This is a genomic window from Novosphingobium sp. Sphag1I (assembly GCF_056279125.1).
Genome location: NZ_JBWBQS010000025.1, coordinates 13,898 through 36,544 on the forward strand (window position 1 = coordinate 13,898; position 22,647 = coordinate 36,544).

Annotated in this window: 17 protein-coding genes and 1 pseudogene; 8 read left to right on the forward strand and 10 right to left on the reverse strand. The window is 62.3% G+C overall.

All coding sequences use genetic code 11. From position 1 onward, the window contains the following. Nucleotides 1-67: 67 nt before the first annotated feature. From ACZ9HU_RS20775 to ACZ9HU_RS20790, 4 genes are all read right to left on the reverse strand, one after another. A complete protein-coding gene (locus ACZ9HU_RS20775) occupies nucleotides 68-2,173 on the reverse strand; it encodes a ParB/RepB/Spo0J family partition protein (protein WP_476107809.1) in 2,106 nt (701 codons plus the stop codon). A gap of 105 nt (nucleotides 2,174-2,278) precedes the next feature. Then, entirely contained in the window at nucleotides 2,279-6,502 is a 4,224-nt protein-coding gene (locus ACZ9HU_RS20780) for a strawberry notch family protein (RefSeq protein WP_070936342.1), read from the reverse strand. A gap of 75 nt (nucleotides 6,503-6,577) precedes the next feature. Next, nucleotides 6,578-7,423 carry a DUF7146 domain-containing protein gene (locus ACZ9HU_RS20785; protein ID WP_030092781.1) on the reverse strand — a complete coding sequence of 282 codons (846 nt, stop codon included), beginning with the start codon at nucleotides 7,421-7,423 and terminating at the stop codon, nucleotides 6,578-6,580. Nucleotides 7,424-7,587: 164 nt separating this feature from the next. Continuing rightward, a complete protein-coding gene (locus ACZ9HU_RS20790) occupies nucleotides 7,588-8,892 on the reverse strand; it encodes a replication protein RepA (protein WP_062787891.1) in 1,305 nt (434 codons plus the stop codon). On the opposite strand from ACZ9HU_RS20790, the gene ACZ9HU_RS20795 reads away from it, so the two are divergent. The 3 genes from ACZ9HU_RS20795 (at nucleotide 8,875) to ACZ9HU_RS20805 (ending at nucleotide 11,880) form a co-directional block, all read left to right on the forward strand. Next, nucleotides 8,875-9,099, forward strand: a complete 225-nt coding sequence (locus tag ACZ9HU_RS20795; protein ID WP_126000574.1) for a hypothetical protein — start codon at nucleotides 8,875-8,877, stop codon at nucleotides 9,097-9,099. The two genes, ACZ9HU_RS20790 and ACZ9HU_RS20795, sit on opposite strands and share 18 nt — an antisense overlap. Nucleotides 9,100-9,434: 335 nt before the next feature. Further along, the gene (locus ACZ9HU_RS20800; RefSeq protein WP_476107810.1) at nucleotides 9,435-10,637 is read left to right on the forward strand and encodes an AAA family ATPase; all 1,203 of its coding nucleotides are present in this window, start codon (nucleotides 9,435-9,437) and stop codon (nucleotides 10,635-10,637) included. A 259-nt stretch (nucleotides 10,638-10,896) separates the two neighbouring features. After that, nucleotides 10,897-11,880 carry a ParB/RepB/Spo0J family partition protein gene (locus ACZ9HU_RS20805; protein WP_030092784.1) on the forward strand — a complete coding sequence of 328 codons (984 nt, stop codon included), beginning with the start codon at nucleotides 10,897-10,899 and terminating at the stop codon, nucleotides 11,878-11,880. A 46-nt stretch (nucleotides 11,881-11,926) separates the two neighbouring features. Here the strand turns inward: ACZ9HU_RS20805 and ACZ9HU_RS20810 are convergent, their stop codons facing one another. Next, a complete protein-coding gene (locus ACZ9HU_RS20810) occupies nucleotides 11,927-12,877 on the reverse strand; it encodes a hypothetical protein (protein ID WP_051743944.1) in 951 nt (316 codons plus the stop codon). 166 nt (nucleotides 12,878-13,043) lie between these two features. Between ACZ9HU_RS20810 and ACZ9HU_RS20815 the strand changes: the two genes are divergently transcribed. Further along, nucleotides 13,044-14,288 carry a hypothetical protein gene (locus ACZ9HU_RS20815; protein ID WP_476107811.1) on the forward strand — a complete coding sequence of 415 codons (1,245 nt, stop codon included), beginning with the start codon at nucleotides 13,044-13,046 and terminating at the stop codon, nucleotides 14,286-14,288. Nucleotides 14,289-14,338: 50 nt separating this feature from the next. After that, nucleotides 14,339-15,496, forward strand: coding sequence for a tyrosine-type recombinase/integrase (locus ACZ9HU_RS20820; RefSeq protein WP_476107837.1), 1,158 nt, complete (start codon nucleotides 14,339-14,341; stop codon nucleotides 15,494-15,496). Between the two features lie 173 nt (nucleotides 15,497-15,669). Here ACZ9HU_RS20820 and ACZ9HU_RS20825 read toward each other — a convergent pair whose 3' ends face one another. Together ACZ9HU_RS20825 and ACZ9HU_RS20830 are read right to left on the reverse strand one after the other, a co-directional pair. Further along, complete coding sequence (locus ACZ9HU_RS20825; RefSeq protein WP_476107812.1) at nucleotides 15,670-15,897, reverse strand: GDCCVxC domain-containing (seleno)protein; 228 nt, start codon at nucleotides 15,895-15,897, stop codon at nucleotides 15,670-15,672. After that, entirely contained in the window at nucleotides 15,890-16,258 is a 369-nt protein-coding gene (locus ACZ9HU_RS20830) for a mercuric reductase (RefSeq protein WP_476107813.1), read from the reverse strand. Before ACZ9HU_RS20830 ends, ACZ9HU_RS20825 begins: the two co-directional genes overlap by 8 nt. A 73-nt stretch (nucleotides 16,259-16,331) precedes the next feature. Between ACZ9HU_RS20830 and ACZ9HU_RS20835 the strand changes: the two genes are divergently transcribed. After that, nucleotides 16,332-16,748, forward strand: a complete 417-nt coding sequence (locus tag ACZ9HU_RS20835; RefSeq protein WP_476107838.1) for a MerR family transcriptional regulator — start codon at nucleotides 16,332-16,334, stop codon at nucleotides 16,746-16,748. Between the two features lie 291 nt (nucleotides 16,749-17,039). Here ACZ9HU_RS20835 and ACZ9HU_RS20840 read toward each other — a convergent pair. From ACZ9HU_RS20840 to ACZ9HU_RS20850, 3 genes and pseudogenes are all read right to left on the reverse strand, one after another. Then, nucleotides 17,040-17,269: pseudogene (locus ACZ9HU_RS20840) on the reverse strand (MerR family DNA-binding transcriptional regulator). Then, nucleotides 17,266-19,560, reverse strand: a complete 2,295-nt coding sequence (locus tag ACZ9HU_RS20845) for a heavy metal translocating P-type ATPase (RefSeq protein ID WP_476107839.1) — start codon at nucleotides 19,558-19,560, stop codon at nucleotides 17,266-17,268. The pseudogene ACZ9HU_RS20840 and the gene ACZ9HU_RS20845 overlap by 4 nt, the downstream one beginning before the upstream one ends. A 178-nt stretch (nucleotides 19,561-19,738) precedes the next feature. Beyond that, complete coding sequence (locus ACZ9HU_RS20850; RefSeq protein WP_476107814.1) at nucleotides 19,739-20,626, reverse strand: NAD(P)/FAD-dependent oxidoreductase; 888 nt, start codon at nucleotides 20,624-20,626, stop codon at nucleotides 19,739-19,741. A gap of 313 nt (nucleotides 20,627-20,939) precedes the next feature. On the opposite strand from ACZ9HU_RS20850, the gene ACZ9HU_RS20855 reads away from it, so the two are divergent. Both ACZ9HU_RS20855 and ACZ9HU_RS20860 read left to right on the forward strand, forming a co-directional pair. After that, nucleotides 20,940-21,212 carry a flagellar biosynthetic protein FliQ gene (locus tag ACZ9HU_RS20855; protein WP_476107816.1) on the forward strand — a complete coding sequence of 91 codons (273 nt, stop codon included), beginning with the start codon at nucleotides 20,940-20,942 and terminating at the stop codon, nucleotides 21,210-21,212. A gap of 99 nt (nucleotides 21,213-21,311) precedes the next feature. Then, nucleotides 21,312-22,595, forward strand: coding sequence for a type II restriction endonuclease (locus tag ACZ9HU_RS20860; protein ID WP_476107818.1), 1,284 nt, complete (start codon nucleotides 21,312-21,314; stop codon nucleotides 22,593-22,595). Nucleotides 22,596-22,647 lie beyond the last annotated feature (52 nt).

Genomic DNA, 22,647 nt, shown 5'->3' on the forward strand with positions numbered 1-22,647 from the left:
GGAGAGGCAAGCGTGCGGGAGGGGACGATCGCGCCAGTGGCGCCGACCGCCCCCCTGCCCTGCTGGGTCAGGCTTCGACCGGCTCGATCGCCGTATCGTCCGCGACCGAAGCGTCTTCCGCCATGTGATCATCCGACAACGCAGAGCGATCCGGCTCGCCACCGAGACGATCGGTCGGGCACGGGGCCGCAGCACCAAAGCGCATCGCGTCCGGCACCCATGCGAGCACAGCCTCCTTCGTCTCGGGCTCGACTATGGCCGCTCCGGCGAAGAGTTTTTCACAGCTCTCCGAGATCTCCGCCTTCTTCAGGGTGGCGTGCCGAGCCGTCAGCGCGCCGCCGCCGACGTCATGAAGCAGGCTCAGAATGCTGCCCTTGTTGACCCGATCGAAGAAGTTTTCCGCGGTCGGACGCCACCAGCTCGCAACGTCGATCTCGAGGATCGAGGCCAATCGATTGTGGATCGCGACCTGGCCGCTGGCCCCGCGCGGCTTGGCCTCGATCGACATGGCAACGATATAGGCCAGCCACTGCGCCTTGCTGTCGTCATCGAGCGCGCGAAACCCTTCGAACCGATCGATTTCGTGATCGTGGTCGCACCATCCGGCATCAAGGCCATCATGCGCTTCGGCCAGGTAGGACCGGGCGCGTGAGCCGGGCAAATCCGCCGTGACGGGATCCTGCGGGGCATCAGCGCAGATGGTGGTGCCATATTGAACGATCTCGTCGGCAGAGCCGCCGCCGGCGAAAACCCGAGCGTCGATCATGACGAACAGCGCGTAATCGAGCGCGAGCGCCGGCTGAGCGAGCAGACAGGATGCGAGAATGTCGCGGCGTTGTATGGCAAGCTCGTCGTAGAGCCGATTGCTGAGCGGCTTGCCGCCAGGTGCCACAGCCTCGGGCCGGCGGGCTGGCTCGGGCGTATCCTTCACGCCGACGCGAAACCTGCCCGCCCCGCCCTCGTCGGGTTCGCCGGGATTGCCGCTGCCGGCATCATCGATCGCATCGGGTTCCTCAACGATGAGCTCCTGCTCGCTGTAAAATTGGGTGTCGAGACGCATCTCGCCCTGCGGCGTCAGAAGCAGAAACGCGCCGACATGCGGCCGCAGCTCATCTGGCAGCACGGGCGCGCGATGCTCGATCGCCTCGGCCTCGGCGATCAGTCGGTCATCCTCCTGGTCCAGGGCCTTGTAGGCATCGGGCGAGATGGATTCGTCCTGCATTTCGGCCTCGAGCTCGGCGCGGCGCGCCTCGATCTCGCCAAGGCGGGCGGATTGCTCCTCGGTGAGCGCGGGCGGCTGCAGGATGGCACGGTAGAGGCCATGGGCGGCGTTGTGGGCGTAGTTGCTGGCGATCGGCCTGATCCAGGCAAGGCCCGTCTCCTCACCGATGCGTCTCGCTTCGGCCTCCATGATGTCGCCGGCGAGACGGTGCGCGATCTCGGGATTGTTCCAGCGGTCGTTGCCGTCGGTGAAGAGGTCGCCATCGACCTTGCCGCCTGCCGCGCGATACCGCTCCTCGCCGACCAGAATCGCGATCGGATCGCTGGCCTTGAGCGTCTCATTGGCGATGACGCGGCGGATGGTGTCGGCCGTTACGTGGCCATTCTGGTAGCTGTTCCAGACCAGAAGCTGCTTGTCGTGGCTTTCGGTCGACGCATAGGCTTTGGCGATGTCGAGCGTGATCTCGCTTTTGCTCAAGGCGTCGAAGATCGGCGCTGCCAGCGAGGCGAGGCGCAGGCGCCCCTCGACGAAGCGACGTGTCACGCCGAAACGCTTTGCGACAGCATCGAGATCGCCGGTCGAGCCGATGAAGTGCTGAAAGGCGCGGCATTCCTCGGCGGGGGTCATCTTGAGCTGATGGAAGTTGGTCGCCGTGGACGTTTCGGACAATTCGGCATCGTCGCCGGTAAGGATCATGACGGGGACATCGAAATCGGCTTCCGAGATCGTACCGCGCTCGGCGAGCAGGCGAAGCGCGCGCCAACGGCGTCCGCCATCGAAGACCTCGAAGGTGCCGCGCGGCTTTTTGGCGGGCGTGACGAGCAGATTCTGAAGGACGCCCTTGGCCTCGATACTGGCGGCCATGGGTTCAATCTGAAGCTGTTCGTCCGGTGCGGTACGGACGTTGATCGGCGAGAGCCGCAGCTTGGCGAGTTTGATGGTCTGGATCACCGGGGTCACTCCTCTTGGCGTCCGGCAATTCCCGGACACCACCCCGTTCCCCCTTCCCTCTTTCCCAAGAGCGGCCTCGGTCGTTTGACCAAGGGCGACCCGCGCTCACCCAGGATCGGCGAGAATGCGCCCAAGGATGTCGGCGGCGATGCTCACCGGAAGGAACACCCGTGTCCGGTACTGAATGATCTCGGTGAAGCAGCCCAAGGATTTCAGCCAGGCGAGCTGATCCGACGGCGCCCCGACTATCTCGATGCGATGATTTCGGTTCACCATCGCGCGGCGGATCGTCATGGGGAATGGGCGGGCAACATCAACGCTTCGACCGGAATGGGCCGATTTGATGATGTCCGAGGGCGGCAGGTTCTCGGCGCGATCGATGCCGAGCTTGGTGAAAAGCTGGACAACGTGCTCGTCGAAAACGAGGCGGCCGAGCCAGCTATTTCCCGCTTTGTCAGCGATGCGGTTGACCACCAGATGATCGCTGGGCAGCGCCGACCAGATCGGCAGAAGCAAGCCGGTCGCGAGGCGGATCGTCTCGGTGTCGACCTTGTTCGCCGCTTCATCGGCTTCGGCCTGCCATTTCGCGCAGAAGGCGTCCCGATCGACTATTTTCCAGGCGCTCTCGAAGAGCTCATGCTCGCGGATATATTCCCGCCGGGTCGGCCTCGTCAGCTCGAAGCGCGGGATCGGCGTTCCGTCCTTCTCCTCCATGAGCGCTCGGGCGCGGGTCTGCAGCGCGACCATCCCCGACTTGGCGTTGAGCAGAAATACGGCGGTGCTATCGCTGTCGGCGATACGCAGCACGCGCTCCAAGGTGACAGGGGTCCGCCGCCGCGCGATCTCGATGGTCAGCAAGTGCGACGTCGCCCCGCTGACCGGGTCGGTCCGGAGCAGTGTGTCGTCGATCAAGGTGGCGGAATCGACGAGGATCGTCTCGACACCGACATCGAGCCGGCCAGCCTCCCTCGCCGCCGATACCCGTGTCTCGACCAGGGACAGAAACTCATCGAAGATGCTGTTCTGCAGGCCGATGGGAAGCGCGAGGATGCGATTTAGCCATCGCTGGATGGGCGGCAGTTCCTCTTTCAGGACGCCGTCCTTGTCGCAGAGCTCGAGACCGGTCCGATCCTCGAATTCCGAATGCGAGATGCTCTTGAGCTTGCCATCGACCAGCAAGTGGAACCACGTCACCAGCGCAGCGCAAGCATATTCGCTCTCCAGATTATCAGCCGGGTCGAAGAGATTCTGACCGCCGGTCTGGCGCTGACCCCGTGTGAGTGCGCCGAGGCTGTCGAGCCGCCTCGCAATCGTGCTGGTGAAGCGGAGTTCGCCTTTGCAGTCGGTCGTGACGGGCCGGAACAGTGGCGTGCTCGCCTGATGGGTCCGATGGGTTCGGCCAAGGCCCTGAATGGCGCGGTCCGCGCGCCAGCCCGGCTCGAGCAACAGATGGACGCGTTGCTCCTGGTTCGGCACGTCCATTGATGCGTGATAGGATCGCCCCGTCCCGCCGGCGTCCGAGAAAATGAGGACGCGCTTCAGCCCCTGCATGAAGGCCGCGGCCTCGGCCTGACTGGTACGGGTCGAACGGGTTTCCAGCTTCTGCCGGCCGTCGCCCGTCGAGATTAGGCGTTTTGTCCGCCCAGTGACTTCCGCGACACGATCATGCCCGAAATGCTCCAGGATGCCGTCGAGCGCCGACATGATCGGCGGCAATGCGCAAAGATGCTCGATCATCAGCGCGCGGGCAGCTTCGGCTTCGGGATTGTAGACGGGATTACCCGTCTCGTCCGTCATCGGCTCGGAGCGCTGCGTGCCTGTGTCGTCGGTGAAGACGCGCATTTGGCGAGTAGGGAAAGCGCGCTCGAGATAATCGATGACATATTCACGAGGGCTGAGGTCGATTTCGAGGTCGACGCGCTCATCCGGGCTGAGCATGCCCAATCGCCGGTCGAGGATGGACTCGGCCGTCGTCACCAGTTGAAGCACCACCGACTGGCCCGCCATAAGATGCTCGCCGACCGCGGCGATGACCGTTGGCAGCTTCATCGAAAGCAGCACCTGGCCGAAGAAACGCTGCTTGGTGGACTCGAAGCGCGAGCGGGCCGATGCCTTCGCCCCGCTATTCAAAGTGGTGTTCTCGAGACCATCGACGACGCCGGTGAGTTCCAGGGCTTTTTCCATGTTCCGGTGGATGATGGACCAGGCATTGGCGTAAGTGTCGTAGATCTCGATCTGCGCGGGCGTCAGTTCGTGCCGCAGGATCTCATATTCGACACCGGCGAAGCTCAGCGCTCGCGCCATGTAGAGCCCAGTCGCCTTGAGATCGCGTGCGACCAATTCCATGGCGGCGATCCCGCCCTGGCGAATGCTGGAGATGAATTGCTCGCGATTGGCGAACGCCGTCTCCGGTCCCCAGAGCCCGAGCCGCACGGCATAGGCAAGGTTGTTGACCTCGGACGCCCCCGTCGCAGAGGCGTAGAGGATCCGCGCGGCGGGCAGATGGTTCTGGAGCCGAACGCCGCTGATGCCCTGTTGCGATCCCTCCTTGGCTCCGAGTGCGCCCTCGCCTCCTGCGACACCGCCCATCTCGTGCGCTTCGTCGAAGGCGATGACGCCGTCGAAATCGGCGCCGGCCCAGTCGATGATCTGCTTCAGCCGGCTATGTTCCCCGCGCATCGATCGAAGGGTCGGATAGGTGACCAGAAGGACGCCCTGGTCAAGCCTGATGGGTTCGTCGATCTTCCAGTTCGATATGGGCTGAATGTCACCGGCGAGCCCGCCGAGGGCCGTCCAATCACGGCGAGCATCTTCGAGGAGGGGCGCGTTCTTGGTGACCCAGATATTGCGACGCCGCCCCTGAAGCCAGTTGTCAAGAATGGCGGCCGCGATTTGGCGACCCTTGCCTGCCCCGGTTCCGTCCCCGAGGAAGAAACCCTTTCGGTAGCCGCGGCCCTCCTCCGAGATAACGAGGCCGACACCATCCTTGTCCGGTGCGAAGCGCCCAGGGATCGTCTGAGCCCAGGCATGGCCGGCGTAAACGACGGTTTCGAGCTGGGAGGCCGAGAGCAAACGCTCTGTGACAGTCCGCTCCGGCAGCGAAGGGACGTAATCGGGGATCGGCGCTGGGATTGATCCCATGGCAACGGATTCGACGAGCGCAGTCGGGTGTTCGCCGGCTTTGTCGAAAACCAGGCGGCTTGGCCGATAGGGCAGATAGACGCCGGTCTGTTCGAGCAGCGGCGCCGGGGTTTCGAGCCTGGTGTAAGCAACCGGCAAGACATGGTTGCGCACGGCAGCGTGAAAGGCCCGGGGCATGGGCTTGGCGCTTTTGACCGCTCTGAAGAGCGAGATGCCTCCGCCCCGCTTCGGCGCGGGTGCCGGCTGATCTGCGACAAGGGACAGGCGAGGTGTCACGGTGAGAACGTCGAGCAGTTCCGCGATTGATCCACCCTGGATGACTTCTGGTGCGAGCCTGCCGGCGACCTTGTCGATGACGAAGATTCGCACGTCGATAGACGTGCCGTGTTTGAGATAGCAGCCTTCAAGTCGAACAGAGGCTTGCACTGTCGATCCGCGAAGGACGGTCTCGTAGTGGTCGCGCATTCGGGTGGTCGGTCCGAACCAGTCGGGCATGATGGCAACGAGGCGGCCCCCAGTCTGCAATCGGCGAAGTGCAGCCTGAAGATGCCGAACGGCCGCAAGATCATCGACGCCGCGGCCGAGCGACCGCGAAAACGGCGGATTCATGAGGATCAGGGAAGGACGCGGTGCGTCGCCAAGAGCAGCATCAAGAATCGCCCCATCATGGCCGGTGATCGTTGCGCCGGGGAAAACGCCGTGCAGGCGATCGCGGCGGATCGGATCGAGCTCGTTGAGATGCAGCGATCGATGAGCCCCAAGCTGTGCAACGAGCAAACCGTTGCCGGCGCTGGGCTCGAGAATGACGTCATCCTGCCGGACATCTGCGAGCAGAATCGCGACGGCCGCAATGTCGACAGGAGTCGAGAATTGCTGCCATTCGATCTGGTCTTCGCTCCGCACGGTCTGAGTGGGGAGGCGCTGCGCGAGGTCAATCCGCGCGGCGACATCGGCGAGGCTGGCCAGAGGCGCCAATGATCCACGGAGATGAAGGGCGAGTGCGTGCTCTAGCACCTCGAAGCTTGAGCGCTGCGTCCAGCGTCCTTCGGCATCGGTTCCGCCGAACGCCTGCACCATCGCCCGATTGAGATGTTGACGGGTGACCGGCTCGCCTGACGCCAGTTGGGATAGAAGGATGTGCGCAGCGGCACGGTCGCCGCGCTCGGCGGTCTGAAAAAGGTCGGTCATTTGGGAATCTCCTGCGCGGCTGCATCTGTCGCAGCGACACACCCTCGATCCCCCTCCCCTCTCTCCGCCCCGGGATCAGGTCCGGCAGTGCGCGTCGAGGAACTTTGCCCAATCCTTGAAAGCCGGCGGCGGCGGGTCGCGGCGGATGATGAGCCCGGGACGGGCATATTTCGCTTCGGCGGACGCCGCGGCGCGACGCCCTTCTGGATCATTGTCCTCTGCGATCAGCAGGGTCGTAATGCCGGGTGGAATGACCAGTTGATCGAGCCGCCTGGCGCCAAGTGAGGCCCAGCAGGGGATGTCCTTGATGCGGGTGTAGGCGCCGGCAGTCTCGAAACCTTCGGCGATCGCCAGCGTCTCGCCCCCTGCCCGGCCCCGCCATGCGCCTGTCCCAGGCACGCCGAGCATGACTTTTCGGAGGCACTTCGCTGTCGCAGGGTCGAGAAAGTTGCGCTGGATCGCGACGAGCTGCCGGATCTCGCGAACAGCAATCAGCAAAGCCGGTCGATAAACGGTTTTCGGCTTCGGGAGGTATGGGCAGCGCGAATGGAAGCGCACGTCGGCAGGCGCTGGCAACAAGTTGCGTCGCTCAAGATAGCGCTCGGCCAGCGTCCCTTTGACGCCAACGGCCTGCTCCCAGATGCGCGAGACATTGGCGCTGCCTTGCGGTCGATCCTGTTCCGGTATTGCATAATGTTGGCCGGTTCGAACCCGACGCAATTCCCGCAGAACATCATCGCGTGCGCAACCCGCGAAGCACGTCACCAGAATGCCGCGGTCACCTTGGCGGATCGAAAGACTTGGATCGTTGTCGCCATGTGCCGGGCAACGGGCCATAGCCCTGTAGCCGGTCCAGGTGCCGCCAAGAGCGCCTACGAGGTCAACAAGTTCCTGGGTCGGTCGTTTGGCCGTGAGTGGCATAGGACTACCTCCTGCTCGGTAGCCACATCCCCCCTTCCCTCTTTCAGCGCATGGCGCTGTGACCCGGACCTATCAACGATGAGGGTCGGCGCGCTCACGTTGATCGCTTCATCGGGCACGACTCGGGCTCGTTCGCAGGCGACGAACGGCTCGGACATCATCGGTCAATCGTCAGGCCGGTTCTTCCGCCGATCCGCATATTTGATCACGAAGGCCTCCCAGAGCCGCATCCATTCGGTGTCGGTCCGGGGCCTCTTGATATCGGCGAATCCCTTGCGGAATGCGTTGGCCATATCGTCGACTGACCAAGGATGGCCCTTAGTGAGACCGACACTCCGAAACGCCTGTTCGCGGTCGCCATAGGAAAGCGTTCCCGGCGGGAATGCGTGAAGCGGTTCGTCTGATTTCGCTGCGGGTTTCGTTGCCTGCGGAACGGTGCGAACCGATGATCTCGGTGCCGTTTCGACGCCTGGCGCCCCAACAAGTCGCAAATGGGGTCCGACCAATTTACGCTCCATCGGCGCTGGAGACGGATGAAGGACCACCTTCCTGCCGGAGAGATCGACGTTCGCGTTGGGATAAACCGCCGAGACGAGCTGCATCGTCTCCCGCACCGTTTGACGAAAGCGCTTGCTGTCAGCCTCGTTGCCGAGGTGCTTTGCCAGTTGATCCCAAGAAATGATCTGCCCCTTGTCGGAGCCGATCCGTGGGAGGCGATAGGCAAGATAGGTATAGAGATCGAGCGCCGTTGGCGTCCCTTTAAGCTCCCGGATCGCTACTTCGTTTAATGGGACAGCGTGCTCGATAAGGTGACTGTAGAAGACCTCCGACATACGGATTTCCCGCGCGAAGGTGCCGTTCTTGTCGAGTGAACCAGCATATTCATTTGAGATCTTCACATCGCGGACCGCAAAGGCGTTGTCGTCCGTTTCGGTGCCATCCCAGCGAATCTGCCACTCGCACGCCAGCAAGCGGTCGACCTGTTCGCGCATCAGATTTGCGGTGCCACGGGGGCCATAGGACACCGTTTGATAGCCAAGCCGCCGCATCCATTCCGTGAAGTTGCGGCCGAGATAGACGTCGCGCGAACGCTTCATTACCGCCTGTGAAAGCAGATAGATGAGCGCAACCCTGGGATAGGCCCCATATGGAACACCCAGGCTTCTCATGACCGACTTGCCATCGATATTTTGAAGAACCGGCCGAGGGTTGATTGCCAGCGCGTACTTGCCGTCTTCCCGGATAATCGGGAGCGTGTCGTCCTTCGGGCGCTTGGTCGGGAGCGACATGGCGCAAAGCGCGGAATGGAGAAATGCCGGGACAGGCTCTTCGTCGTGGACTCGCAGGAAGGCGTCGAGCGTCAATTGGGTTCCGGCAGTGGAGGCAAGCTTTCGGACATTCTCTGCACCGCCATCGATCATGGCGAGTGCATATTGGTGCCCAATCGGCCTATGCTGATCTCCGTTCATTGTTCCGCCCTTCCCCGAATCTCCGGGGTCTGTGATGGCGCTGTCTCAACAGGTTTGGGTTTCGAAATCAACCCTGTTGGCAGTTTTGGCGGGAAATCAGGGGTGAGAGTTGCAATTCGACCGATGATCTCGGTGCCGCTTTTGCCGAATCGCCCCTTCCCACTTTCAAAAATCGAAATTTTGAAGCCGATTCGCGAATCGGATTGATTCAGGGATTCATGTAATAGGTATGCGCTCCGAGATCATCGGTCTGTTGGCACCGAGATCATTGGTAGGACGCACCGAGATCATCGGAAGGTACTGAGATCATCGGTATTTATCCACAGGGCATCGCTCGGTGCAGCCGGACGCAGCAAGTTTTCGGAAAGCTTGCACCGACTCGGAGATCATCGGTGCGCCTCTACCAGGGCGCATTGGCATTACCTTGAAATCCGAAACGGCTCGGAGATCATCGGTAAAGTTGTAAGTTCGATGGCCAAATCGTTGCTCGAAACTGCCAACGTCGCTATTGTGGGCCATCAAACCCACAAAAGCGGAATCTCATGGCCACTGATCCCACAAATGTCCCCGCCGATGACCTTCTGGAAGGTGGCCTGGATGTGCTTCACCGTAAAGCGCTCACGATCCTCAAGCGGATCCGCGACAGCGCGGTCGATCCAGAGACAGGGCAGAAGCGAGCCCCCACCTTCCCTATCTCCAAGGCTGCATCACTTGTCGGACGCACCGCGTCGGCGATCCGAGAAGCTGAACGCGACGGGCGTTTGCCGGAGCGTGGGCGGACGGCTTCCGGTCATCGCGTCCAATATACGCTCAAAGAACTCGATCATATGCGTGAGGTGTTCGGAACGCGTCCGTGGCGCAGCCCGGAAGATCCACCCGCCATTCTCTCGGTCTGCAATTTCAAGGGCGGTGTCGGCAAGTCCACGATCGCGCTGCACCTGGCTCAGCACTTCGCGATCAACGGCTATCGTGTGCTGTTTATCGACTGCGACAGCCAAGCTTCATCGACAATGATGTTCGGCTACCGACCAGACGTCGATCTGGAGGAGGACGACACGCTCTATGGGCATTTCCATAACCCGGAATTGCTGGGTGTGCGAAAGATCATTCGGAAGACCCACTTCCATGGGCTCGATCTGATCCCTGCGAATTTGCGGCTCTACAATCTCGAATACGAGATCGCCGGCTACCTCGCGCGCAATCAGAACCTGAACATCATCGACCTGATCGCCGAGGCCATCGACTCGGTGGTAGAAGATTACGATGTGGTGATCATGGATCCGCCTCCAGCACTCGGCATGGTCTCCATGGCGGTCCTTCAAGCAGCCAATGCGATGGTGATCCCCGTGCCGCCAAGCCTGGTCGACTTCGCATCGACGGTGTCGTTTATCGACATGGCGAAGACCACGATGAAGCAGCTCGAGCAGCTCGCGGGGAGGGGGCGCCCGGCTTACAATTTCATCCGTCTCGTCGGCAGCCGGGTCGACGACAGCAAGTCGATGCATCGTGAGATACTTTCGATGATGCGGAGCGTTTTCGGAGGCTCAATGTCTTCTTCGGTGATGGTCACCAGTGCGGAGATCGACAATGCCAGCTCGCGGATGAAGACGGTCTTTGAACTGGAAAAGCCCGTCACTTCGCACGAGGTTTACAACCGGTGCATGAGGCATCTGAATGAGGTTTGCCGAGACATCGAAGAAGACGTTTTGCGGACCTGGCCGAGCCGGGCAGGGGGGCAGCTTTGAGCAGCAGTTGCCACGTGGCAACAGCGGGCAATTGTTCGCCGTCTATGGGGCTGAAATCTGCTAAGAATGATGCGTTGTTGCCACGTGGCAACCGAGCAAGGAAAGCGTTTATAAACAGTATCATGAGCCAAATTCCAGGATCAGTTTTCCCTCAGAAAAGGGGAGCCGAAGGCGAGGCGAATTTCGGTTTGTTGCCACGTGGCAACAGACCAACAAATCGGGTCTCCAAGATGCCGGAAATTCGAGTAGGAGCGAGCCGATGACAAAAGGAAATAAGGGCTTCGGCTCGATGTTCACCGAAGGCCTGGATAATGAGGCCGAGCTTGACAATGCGAGCCCCTCGGAAGGGATCATGGCGAGCCGAAGCCAGACCCTGGCGCGGATAGCGAGCGGCAAGACGGTTACCGATCGAACGGAGTGGGTGGACCCGGCTCGTTGCCGTCCCTGGCGGATGCACAATCGCGACCTGGACCATTTGTCCGAAGAGAGCTGTCGCGATCTGATCGACTCCTTTCTCGCGGCGAAGCGGCAGCGCATCCCGGCGATCGTGCGTCGTCTGAAGGACGATCCTGACTACGATTATGAGATCATCGCTGGCGTTCGCCGGTGGTGGACCGTCCAGTGGCTCCGCGAACATCATCATCCAGAATTTGATTATCTCGTCACGATCCAGACCGTCACGGATGAAGAGGCATTCCGGGTTTCGGACGTTGAAAATCGGTCGCGAAAGGACATTTCAGACTGGGAGCGTGCAAAGGAATATGCGCGAGCGCTGTCGGAGTTTTACGAGAACTCCCAGTCCCAGATGGCGGAGCATCTCAACCTCTCGCGGTCATGGCTGAGCCGCCTGCTGGATGTTGCGAGGCTTCCTGAGGAGATCGTGGCGGCATTTTCGGACACCCACGACATTACCGTTCGAGTGGCGCGCGATATCAAACCGCTGACCAGCGAACCGAAAACTCTGAAGCGAATGCGAGACGAGGCCGAGCGCATCGAGGCCGAGCGTAGGAATGGTGGTTCCAGTCTGACCGGACCCGAGGTGGCGAAGCGACTTGTTCGTGCGACCGTTGAGGCAAAGAAGAAGGAGACTGGCGAGCGAGAGATCACGGGCAAAGGCGGAAAGACGATTCTGCGCTATGCCAGTGCCAGAGGTGGGGGGATCACGATCAAGATCGTGCCCCGGACCGGCGCCACGAAGGCCGAGCTCATGAAAGCGATCGAAGAACTGTTGCCGGCGAGCTGAGCAAAACAAGCGAGACGGCGTTTCAGTACGGAGGGCGTCCCGGTCGCTATTCGGCCCGCAGCCGGCGCTGCGCGGCAGGCGTGGTGGGCAGCGCCGCGAGGAGCTTTCGGGCACCCTGAGGTGTCACAGACAGCAGCTTCGAAACGGAGGATGCCTGGAGCCCTGGATAGGCGATCAATAGGCGCCCGAGAAGCGGCAGGCGACTTCGCTGAGTTGCACCTAAATTGGTGAGCTTGGCGACGTCATGCTCAATTGCGGAAAGCTCGCGGAGCCCCGCCGCGCTGATCTGCCCGATCTCCTTAGCGAGGAACCCGGTCAGCGCGGCAGGGGAAGGGGGCATGAACTTGGGGAGCGGCACCAGTGAGGGGATGATGCGGCTCGTGAAGCCAGCGCGGTAGAGCATGCGAGGAAGAGCGGTCGCGACGAGCCAGTTGCGATCGCGGCAGCGGGGAGGAAGCTCCAACGAGCGTCCGTCGATCGCAACAACCTCCGAGGCGCCGACCGGAAGACGCTCGGTCATTTCGGCAAGAGCGAACACGCGCTCGGCGATGGACCGGAGATCGGCGACGGGGAAGGGTGCATCCGCCGCAGACTTCACCTGACGCCAGAGCGGGCCGAAGTGTGCGAGATCGTCTCCACCATAGCGCTCAGCCTCTGCACGGTCGTCGAGGATGGTTCGGAGAGCATTGAGGGATGCGCGGCCAACCGGGTCTCTGACATCCTCGTCCCGACTTAGTGCGAGGTGGAAAATGGACGCCACCGATATCGGATCGTTGAGACCTTCGGAGGCGCGGGGAGGGGCGCTTCGCCCCGCGATCCAATCCTGCAGGTCGCCGACAGCGATCGGCACGCCGGCGAGACCTGCTAACGCCGCGGCGCCGTGAAGGCGCGATCGCGCAAGGAAAATGTCGGCGCTTGTACTATGATGAAGCCGGCCGTCGAGCCGGCCGAGCAGCAACATTGGGTCATTTGCGCGGCGGTCGACGATCTCCTGCATCGCTCTTACGCTTAGCGCGTGAGGAAACCAAAGTCAGCAGTTGGTTTCGCCTCATGCTATCGTCGAAAAGTTCATATGCGATAATTGCACTTATCGCAGAAGCGGATTTGACGCTCTTCTATAATGTGGGGTAGAGGGGCCGCCGGCAGGCGAGGGGCAATACCGCGTGGAGAAGACGGTTTTCTGGTCGTGGCAGAGCGATCTCGATGCCCGCGTCACGCGCGAGGTCATCCGCTTCGCGCTCGACGCCGCGATCACAATGCTCGCGGCCGACGTCGAGGAGGCCGAGCGGCCGAGCCTGACCTCGGACACGCAAGGGGTGGCTGGCACCCCCGACATCGTGGCGACCATCTACCGGAAGATCGACGAGGCCGCCGTGTTCGTCGGTGACGTCACGCCAATCGCGGTCTCTGCGGACGGGAAGGCCTGCGCCACCCCCAATGTGCTGCTCGAAATGGGCTATGCCAACCGGGCGCTCAGCGACGCCCGCGTCATCCAGGTCTGGAACACGGCTTTCGACGGGGCCACGCTCGACAAGCTCCCGTCCGATATGCGCGGGCGGCGCGGGCCGATCGCGTTTCATCTGCCTGTCGGCGCAGAGACCACCGAGCTGCGCCGGATGCGCGGCGATCTTGCCAAGCAGCTCGCGGCTGCGCTGAAGCTCTCGTTGGGTCAGCTTCCCCCGCCACCGCCCGATGCCATGCACTGGCAACCGCATTTCGCTGGCGACCCTGATCTCTGGTTCGACCGGGCCGAGCCGCAACTCGTAACGAACCTTTCGCACGGGACGAGCAAGTTCGTCTGGAAGGACCAGTTTCCCGGCTATGCGCGCCTGATTCCCTCGAAGTGGCAAGCGAAGCCGGGCGCGAAGCAGTCGTTGGCCAATTATCCCGGGCATCCGGCGCTGCTCGCACGCGCCAACTCTTTGAGCTACGGGATCAGCCGGGGCGGAGCCTCGGTCTACTGGCCTGGCACGGAGGAAGACGGGGCCAATCCGACCTTGGCCGTCACCCAGTGGTTCGACAAGACTGGCGAATTCTGGGGCGTTGGCGGCGGCTTCCTGTTCGAGCGGGAAGGGCGGGTGAGGCTCGCGACCGGCTATTACTTCCACCACTGGCTCGAATTCCTGAAGCGAAACACGGCGCTGGCGCTCGCGCATGGTGGGGCCTTACCGATCCACATCCGGCTTGGCGTCAACGGCCTTGGCGGAAGCTGGTGGTCGCAGGGGCGCTATGACTTTGGCGACGAAGGTTTTGCCGCCGTTGAGGAGAGCTACGAGTATCAGGCCACGTTGACCTCGGTTGGCTCCGAGGCGCTGCAACAGGTGGCGGTCGACGCGTTCAACGGCCTGGCGGCTGTCTATGGGGTCGAGGCGCATAGCTTCGAGCAGATTGTGGCGCTGTCGAGGTGAGGATCGGAAGCCTCCCAGAGCCGATCGGCAACCGGCCTGGTCAGCAGGCCATCGACCTCGCCTGGGAGGTGACCAAGCTAGGCTCCCAGGCACCGATTACGGTGAATGCAGAGTTGATCGCCGCCTACCAAGCGGCGTCGTCACCGCACAGCATTCGTGCGCTGAAATCGGACCTTGAGGCATTCGACCTGTGGTGCCGCCGCGCAAAGCGGATCGCGCTGCCGGCGACACCGGAGGTCGTTGCCGATTATCTGGATGCCCGGGCAGGGCAAGGGAGCCGGCCTGCGTCGCTTGCCCGATACAAGGCTTCGATCGCCAAGATTCACCAGCTGCTCGAGTTGAAGGATCCGACTCCGTCCGAGTTGGTCAAGCTTCGTCTCGCGGCGATCCGCCGCGAGAAGGGGACGGCCCAGAAGCAGGCGCGGCCGCTCAGGTTCAAGGGGCCGGTGCGCGATGTCGAGCGCGAGGCACCGAGAGGGCTGAATGTGCGCGCGTTGCTCGAGGCCTGCCCCGACGATCTGCCGGGCTTGCGCGATCGTGCGCTGCTGTCGGTTGCCTATGATACGGGGCTGCGCGCCTCCGAGCTGGTCGCGATTGAGGTCGCGCACATTGTCGAAGCGCTCGATCCCGAGGCCCGGCTTCTCTCGATACCGCGCAGCAAGGGCGACCCGGAAGGGGAGGGGGCCACCGCATTCCTGTCGCCGCGCTCGGTGCGCGCGGTTGCGGCCTGGAAGCAATCAGCAGGCATATCGTCGGGGCCGCTGTTCCGCCGGGTGCAGGTGCGGCGCTACAAGGCGAGGCCGGCTGTCAAGGGGCGGCGGATTGACAGCATCTCGGGGCGCGAGACCTGGGATCTCAGGAAGACCCTATCGCGACCGGCGGTGCCGGCCCGCGTCGAATATGATGTGGGGGAAGCGGCGCTGCATCCTGGTTCGATCGGGCCGATTTGGCGCGCGATCATCCAGCGGGCGTTCGATCGTGGCGCGCTGGCCGATCTCACCGCCGATGACCTCTCGCGGTTGCTCAAGGGGATCAGCGCGCATTCGACGCGGGTGGGGCTCAACCAGGACCTGTTCGCCAGCGGCGAAGATCTCGCCGGAATCATGGATGCGCTGCGCTGGAAGAGCCCACGCATGCCCCTCGCCTACAACCGCAATCTTGCCGCTGAGGCGGGCGCAGCTGGAAGGCTGATGGGCAAGCTGGGATGACCAGATTACCCCCCGTGCGGTCAAGACCGGGGGTACCGCCTATCCCTGAAATCGACTCAGCCACTGCTGATGTTCAGCGAATTGTCTGGCTGCGAACTCGACACAAATTGCTTGCAGGCCGCTTCGCTTCGATCTTTCGTTCTCGTTAAACTTCGTTCGCGCCGATACGGGAACTAGCGGCAACAGCCCGCGCCCTTGCTTTCGATCTGGATCGGTGGACAGGGAACAGTTCCATACGAACAGAACACGCAGCAATCGCCGGACTTGGGCCGGAGCACGGCGTTGCAGCCCGAACATTCATAGAAAAACTGGCAGGCGTTCGTTGGCATCTGCTCGGTCTTCACCGTGCCGCACGCAGGACAGGTGATCGTCGACCTTAGCTCCGGGGTGATGTCAGACATAGATATAGCCCAGCCAGAGCAGCACGGCACCGATCAGCAGGCCGGCAAGCGTGATCAGGCGCGTGGCGAGTGACGTGCATGTGCCGTCCGGAGCGCAGCACGCAGCGACGGCTTGCTGACGTACGAGAAGTGCGGCGCTTGCAAGCAGGCATAGGGCGCCTATCGCGAGCAGCGGCACGCGATAGGGTAGCGTGGTCATAGCGATCCCGGCGAGCCATGCCGATCCGATGCCAACCGAGGCCAGCAGCATCGGCAGGGCGCAGCAAGCCGCGACGCCGAAACCTGCTGCGATCCCACCGAGAGTGAGAGATGCGGTTCCCAATCCCTTCGGCGAAGGGGGGCTGGGAGAAGGTTCAGACATGGCGGCTCCTTGAGACCTGTTCGATCATGTCCTAGCGTCTGTAGCTGCTACAGACTCAAGCGGTATTTTGATGATGACGACATCTCTCACCACCATCCCGATCGGCGAACTTTCGCACCGCACGGGCTGCAACATCGAGACGATCCGCTATTATGAGCGCATCGGCCTGCTTCCGGTGCCGCTGCGCCGTGGCCGATACCGCGCCTATGGACCGTCGGATGTGCGGCGCCTGTCGTTCGTACGGCGTGCGCGCGAACTGGGCTTCCCGATCGATTCGGTGCGGGCGTTGCTGGAGCTTGCCGACGGCGGCGCAGCTTCGTGTGCGCAGGCGCGTGATCTCGCGGGCGAACACCTGCGGGATGTCCGCGTGAAAATCGCCGATCTTCGCCGTATGGAACAAGTGCTCGGCGAGACAGTCGACGCCTGCGAGGCGGGCGACACCATGGGCTGTCCCTTGCTAGAAACGCTTTGCACTGCGGAAGCGCGGTAGACCGAAGGCTGTCGGATCAGGTCAGGCGATCGATTGGTGTCTCCGGCTGGATCAGGCCGACGAGCGGGCACGCGCTGCAGATTTGAGCGGTACCAGCGCGGAGACGATACCCTGTCGGAGCCGCTCACCGCCGCGTCGGGCCGGTGGCGATGTCCCTGACTTCAAGCGTTGCTGGGACCGAGTGGCCAGCGAGACAATTGCCGTTCGGATCGGCGTCTGTGGAAAATCGGCCGACTGACATCGCCCTCTATCTCAGTACCGATAGTCTTCGAAAACGGGCGGGATGAGTAATCAAGACAAAAGCTTGGCGAGAATTGGACAGTCGGGCCGATCGTCGCCTTGGCAACGCGTCGCCAGATCGAGCAGCGCCAGGCGCATCGGCTGGAGGGCGTCGGCCTTTCGGCCAAGTTCCGCTGCGCGCGATCCCGCCGCGCCGCCGACGGGGTTAGGCCGATTTTCTCGTAATGGCGGATCATCCGCTGAGAGACCCCGCTCGCGTCCGACGCGGTGCCGATGTTCACAATGCCACCCGATTGAGGCGCAATGCGTTGGTCACCACGCTGACGGAGGACAGTGCCATCGCCGCCGCAGCGATGATCGGCGAGAGCAGGATGCCGAAGATCGGATAGAGCAGCCCCGCAGCGATCGGGACCCCGGCAGCGTTGTAGATGAAAGCGAAGAACAGGTTCTGGCGGATGTTGGACATCGTTGCTTCGCTCAATCGGCGCGCACGGACGATGCCGTTCAGGTCGCCCTTCAGCAGGGTGACGCCGGCGCTTTCGATTGCGACATCGGTGCCCGAGCCCATCGCAATGCCGACATCGGCGGCGGCGAGCGCGGGCGCGTCATTAACTCCGTCGCCTGCCATGGCCACGATGCGCCCCTCAGCCTTCAATCGCGAGACCACATCGCTTTTCTGATCCGGCAACACTTCGGCTTCGACATCGTCGATTCCAAGTTTCCGCCCGACCGCTTGTGCCGTTGTCCGATTGTCGCCCGTCAGCACCACGACCCTTATGCCCTCCTGACGAAGCGCCGCGATGGCCTCAGCCGTCGTTGCTTTGATCGCATCGGCAATGGCGAGGATCCCGGCTGGCTGTCCATCGATCCCGATGAAGATGGCGGTCGCACCGTCCTGGCGCAGCTCGTCCGCCTGCGGCTCAAGGGCGCGAACCTCGATCCCGTTTTCTGACAGGAAGCCGGCATTGCCCAGCGTGATTCGCTTGCCATCGACCGTGCCGATCGCCCCCTTGCCGGTTGGGGAATCAAAGTCCGTGACTTGCGGAAGCACGATTCCCCTGTCCTTGGCGGCGGCGACCACGGCCAGTGCCAGCGGATGTTCGGACGCCCGCTCCACGCCGGCGGCGAGCCGCAGCAGTTCGGTCTCCTCATAGCCGGTCGCGGGAACGATGCGGGTGAGCGACGGCCGGCCCTCGGTCAGCGTGCCGGTCTTGTCGACGACCAGTGTGTCGATCTTCTCCATCCGCTCCAGCGCTTCGGCATTCTTGATCAGCACGCCGAGCCCTGCACCCCGGCCGATGCCGACCATGATCGACATCGGCGTCGCTAGCCCCAAGGCGCAGGGGCAGGCGATGATGAGGACAGCGACAGCGGCGATCAGGCCATGGGCCAGACGCGGCTCTGGCCCCCAGATTCCCCACACGCCAAAGGCAATGACAGCGATCAGCAGCACCGCGGGCACGAACCATCCTGCGACCTGATCGGCCAGGCGCTGGATGGGTGCCCGCGAACGCTGGGCGTCAGCGACCATCTGGACAATACGCGCCAACATCGTGTCGCGTCCGACCTTCTCTGCGCGAATGACGAGGGCGCCGCTCTGGTTGATCGTTCCGCCGATGACCGCATCGCCCAGCGCCTTTGTGACCGGCATCGACTCGCCCGTCACCATCGACTCGTCGAGCGAGGATCGGCCGTCTTCGACCTTGCCGTCGACGGGTACTTTTTCGCCGGGCCGGACACGGAGATGATCACCGACGGCCACCTGCTCGAGCGAGACCTCCTCATCATCCCCGTCGGCGCCAATGCGGCGCGCGGTCTTGGGCGCGAGGTTGAGTAGCGCCTTGATTGCGCCCGAAGTCCTCTCGCGGGCGCGCAGCTCGAGCACCTGGCCCAGCAGCACGAGCACGGTGATGACGGCGGCGGCCTCGAAATAGATCGCGACCGTCCCGTCCATCATCCGAAACGCTGCCGGGAATACCGACGGGGCGATGGTTGCCACCACGCTGTAGGCCCAGGCCACGCCCGTGCCCATCGCGATCAGGGTGAACATATTGAGGTTCCGTGTCCGCACGGACGCCCACCCACGTTCAAAGAATGGCCATCCCGCCCAGAGCACGACCGGGGTAGCCAGCGCAAATTGAAGCCAACCAGATAGTCGGGGCGGCACAAGATTGTGCAGCGCCGGGAAGAGGTGGCTGCCCATCTCCAGGACAAACACCGGGATGGTGAGCAGCAAGGCGATCCAGAAACGCCGGGACATATCCAGAAGTTCACCGCTCGGCCCAGTGTCTGCCGTCACAAGTTCCGGCTCAAGGGCCATGCCGCAGATCGGGCATGGCCCGGGATGATCCTGGCGGACCTCCGGGTGCATGGGGCAGGTCCAGATTGCGCCCGGTTGAGCGGTTGCCGCCTCCTTCTCACCCTCGGACAGGTAGCGCTCCGGGTGAGCGACAAACTTCGTGCGGCAACCCGCGCTGCAGAAATGATAGTCCTCCCCGTCATGCGAGGCACGATGTGACGTTCCCGTCGGATCAACCATCATCCCGCAAACCGGATCTTTGACAGTTTTCACGTCCGTGCCGCCACCGTGCTTGCCGGCGCAGCAGCTATGGGCGCCCGAATTGCTAGCTGGAACAGGATCAGTCACAGGCTCGTCTCCTTATCGACGAAATGCAATCTGGGGTCTGACATCGTGTCAGGGTCAAGCCCGACATGCATATATTTTTGATGGCTGATTCTGCGCTGGCGTCTCAGCCGGGCAACAGATTGTGGATCGCCGTAGCAGCCTTGGCGGCCTGACCGGCCGCAACAGCAATTTGATCCAGCCCTTCGACCATGTCGCCAGCAGCGAACAGGCCGCTGACCGTTGTTTGTTGATGCTCGTCGACGACAATGCACCCTGCCTGGTCCAGTTTCGCGCCGGCCATGTGCGCGAGTTCCGAGCGAGGGGAGGTTCCGAGGGCAACATAAAGGGTGTCGAACCGAAGCGATCGGCCATCGGTCAATTGAGCGATCAGATTCTTTCCATCGATCGACAAATCTCGGACAGGGGCGCGTTCGACCGCGATACCGCCTCGAGCCAGATCTGCCTCTTCGGCCTCCGACAGTTGCGAGCCGTCCTGCGCGAGCAAGGTGACGGTGTCGCTATAGTGCCGCACGAACACAGACTCGGCGGCGCCATGGTCTGAGCACCCCAGCACGGCCACCCGCTTGCCGCGTACCTCATAGCCGTCGCATATCGGGCAATAGCGTATCAGACCTTGCACGAGGCCTCGATCATGCGTTTCCAGCGCCATTCGCGGATGATGATTTATCACGCCTTGGGCAAGCAATATCGTGCGGGTATTGACGGCCTCGAGACCCGTGCTGACTAGGAAACCCGTCCCGGTCTTTACAATCCCATTGGCAAAACCATCAGAGAGCTTCGCGCCGTAACGCAGGGCATGCTGGCGCATTCGCGACAGCAGATCGTCGCCCGATATGCCGTCTGGAAACCCGATCAGGTTGTGCGTAGCTGGAATGGAGGACGCGCGGCCGTCGCCAGCATCGATGACCAGCGTAGAACGCAGAAACCGGCCCAGATAGGTGGCTGCTGTCAGCCCTGCCGGGCCACCGCCTATGATGACGCAATCGTACATGCGAGCCTTTCGCTGACCTCGGCCGTCACTGATATTACGCGGTACGATGCCTCTTCCCTCGAACAGAGACACGCTCTTCCAAAAAAAGATCGGGTCGTGAGGGGTAAACGCCAGCGCTGCGTAAATTCAGATGAAGCCCACCGCCTGGCAGGATGGACAGCCGAGGTGCCCACGGGTCGCAGCGTGGCGCCGGGGCGAGCGGATGTGGGGAAGACGGATTGGAATCAACCGATCGCGCTCCGTGTCGCTCGCCCCGCAACAAAGGTTGCAGCATCACGGGCAGGGGCGTCAGCATCATAGTCGGGTGGGAGCAATGGAGACCTACAGCCCTTTCTCGGCCTCGATGGGCCAGGCGCTTTGGGTGATCATGATCGTCGCTGGCCCCCCGCTGATAATCATGTTGGTGGTGGGGCTGATTATCTCGATGATCCAGGCTGCTACATCGATCAACGAACAGACCGTGAGCTTCGTCCCGAAGCTCCTGGCGTTCATCTTGTTCCTCGCGCTTTACGGGGCAACCGCTGGCGATCTCCTGATCGACTATACCCGTGACCTGCTGACGCATATTCCGGAGGATATCAAATAATGAGGACCGATTTTCATTCGGGGCGACCACGCAAAAACTGGTCGAATACGGGACGGAGTGCTAGCGTCGGAGAGGATCGGCGCGAAAGGGGAGCGGGGTTTGGTGGAGTTTGAATTGCTGGCGCGGCAACTGATCCAGCGATGGAAGGAAGACCCGAACGCGACGTACCAGAGCTGGTTTCTATGGGATGAGCGCATCAAGAACTTTCGCTCGATCAGGCGTGGTCTGGCTCAGGTGGTTGCTGAGATCGAAGCCGGTCGGTTTGGCGTGGCCTATCGCGGTTCTTCTCTGGAGACGGTCGTTCATTCAGTCGCCGAGCAGAGGCAGATCTTCAAGGGCGCGGACCATGCGTTTCTCTGGAAGCCCAAATTGCGCATTCCCGACATCTATGAAAACCCGGCGAACCAACGCGCGTTTCGTCGATTGCTGGACCATTGCGCCTGTTGCGACACCGCGGAAGAGATCATCGCAGGTATTCACACGATCGATCGTCTGAACATCAAAGGGCTGGGGCCAGCGGTGGCCAACCTCCTCTATTTCCTGCATCCAACCCTCGTGCCGCCGTTCAACACGGCGATCGTCAACGGATACAACAAGCTGACCGGCGGCAAGGTGAAGCTCGGAAGCTGGCAGCATTTTCTCGCAATGCGCTCGGGCGTGCTCGACCTGAACGAGCGTTTCCGCGATCTGCTGTCGAACGATCTGGGCGCCATTGGTGGCCTTCTGTTCGACATCGGCTCGGGCCGCTATCCCGCGCCCCCGCGCGACGAGGAAGACCAGACTCTAGGATCCTGGGCGGCGCGCCTCGAGCAAGCCCGGGCCGAAGCGCAAACCCTCAACAAAGCGCTGCAAAAGCAGGGCGAGAGTGACCGCACTCATTCGGAAATCCAGGCGTGGCTGCGCGATATCGGTCTAGCGCTGGGGTATGACATCTGGATCGCATCCAATGACCGGGGACGGCTGCATGACGGGGTGCGCTTGGGGGAGGGGTGCCTCGAAAGCCTGCCAACTTCCATTTCGACATCGACGGGAGCGGATGCGATCCGCCTCATCGACGTTTTGTGGCTGGAGCGGGGCGGCGACCGGGTCGCAGCAGCCTTCGAAGTCGAACATTCGACGTCTATCTATTCGGGTATCGTCCGGATGCTGGACCTTGCGCTGAGCGGCAGCGATCTTCACGCGACAGCCGGATTGTTCCTTGTCGCTCCTGACGCTCGCGAAAGCGAAGTCCGAGCGCAAATCGCAAGGCCCGCGTTCAGCCGGATCGCGGACCTCGAAATCGCCTATCTTCCCTATGGCGAGCTCGAACGGCACAAGGAGGCGATTTCCCGGTTTGGCTCGGGTCTAAAGGCAATCAAGGCGATATCGCGCGCGCTGCCTTGAAGTCGGACTAGATCACGGATGCAGGCGGAGCGATCCATCGAGGTCACCAGAA

Bases quoted from the DNA above. Each gene is read 5' to 3' on its own strand.
- ACZ9HU_RS20780 (WP_070936342.1), bottom strand. From the start codon at position 6,502: ATGACCGACCTTTTTCAGACCGCCGAGCGCGGCGACCGTGCCGCTGCG.
- ACZ9HU_RS20785 (WP_030092781.1), bottom strand. From the start codon at position 7,423: ATGCCACTCACGGCCAAACGACCGACCCAGGAACTTGTTGACCTCGTA.
- ACZ9HU_RS20795 (WP_126000574.1), top strand. From the start codon at position 8,875: ATGCTGATCTCCGTTCATTGTTCCGCCCTTCCCCGAATCTCCGGGGTC.
- ACZ9HU_RS20790 (WP_062787891.1), bottom strand. From the start codon at position 8,892: ATGAACGGAGATCAGCATAGGCCGATTGGGCACCAATATGCACTCGCC.
- ACZ9HU_RS20800 (WP_476107810.1), top strand. From the start codon at position 9,435: ATGGCCACTGATCCCACAAATGTCCCCGCCGATGACCTTCTGGAAGGT.
- ACZ9HU_RS20805 (WP_030092784.1), top strand. From the start codon at position 10,897: ATGACAAAAGGAAATAAGGGCTTCGGCTCGATGTTCACCGAAGGCCTG.
- ACZ9HU_RS20810 (WP_051743944.1), bottom strand. From the start codon at position 12,877: ATGCAGGAGATCGTCGACCGCCGCGCAAATGACCCAATGTTGCTGCTC.
- ACZ9HU_RS20825 (WP_476107812.1), bottom strand. From the start codon at position 15,897: ATGTCTGACATCACCCCGGAGCTAAGGTCGACGATCACCTGTCCTGCG.
- ACZ9HU_RS20830 (WP_476107813.1), bottom strand. From the start codon at position 16,258: ATGTCTGAACCTTCTCCCAGCCCCCCTTCGCCGAAGGGATTGGGAACC.
- ACZ9HU_RS20835 (WP_476107838.1), top strand. From the start codon at position 16,332: ATGACGACATCTCTCACCACCATCCCGATCGGCGAACTTTCGCACCGC.
- ACZ9HU_RS20850 (WP_476107814.1), bottom strand. From the start codon at position 20,626: ATGTACGATTGCGTCATCATAGGCGGTGGCCCGGCAGGGCTGACAGCA.
- ACZ9HU_RS20855 (WP_476107816.1), top strand. From the start codon at position 20,940: ATGGAGACCTACAGCCCTTTCTCGGCCTCGATGGGCCAGGCGCTTTGG.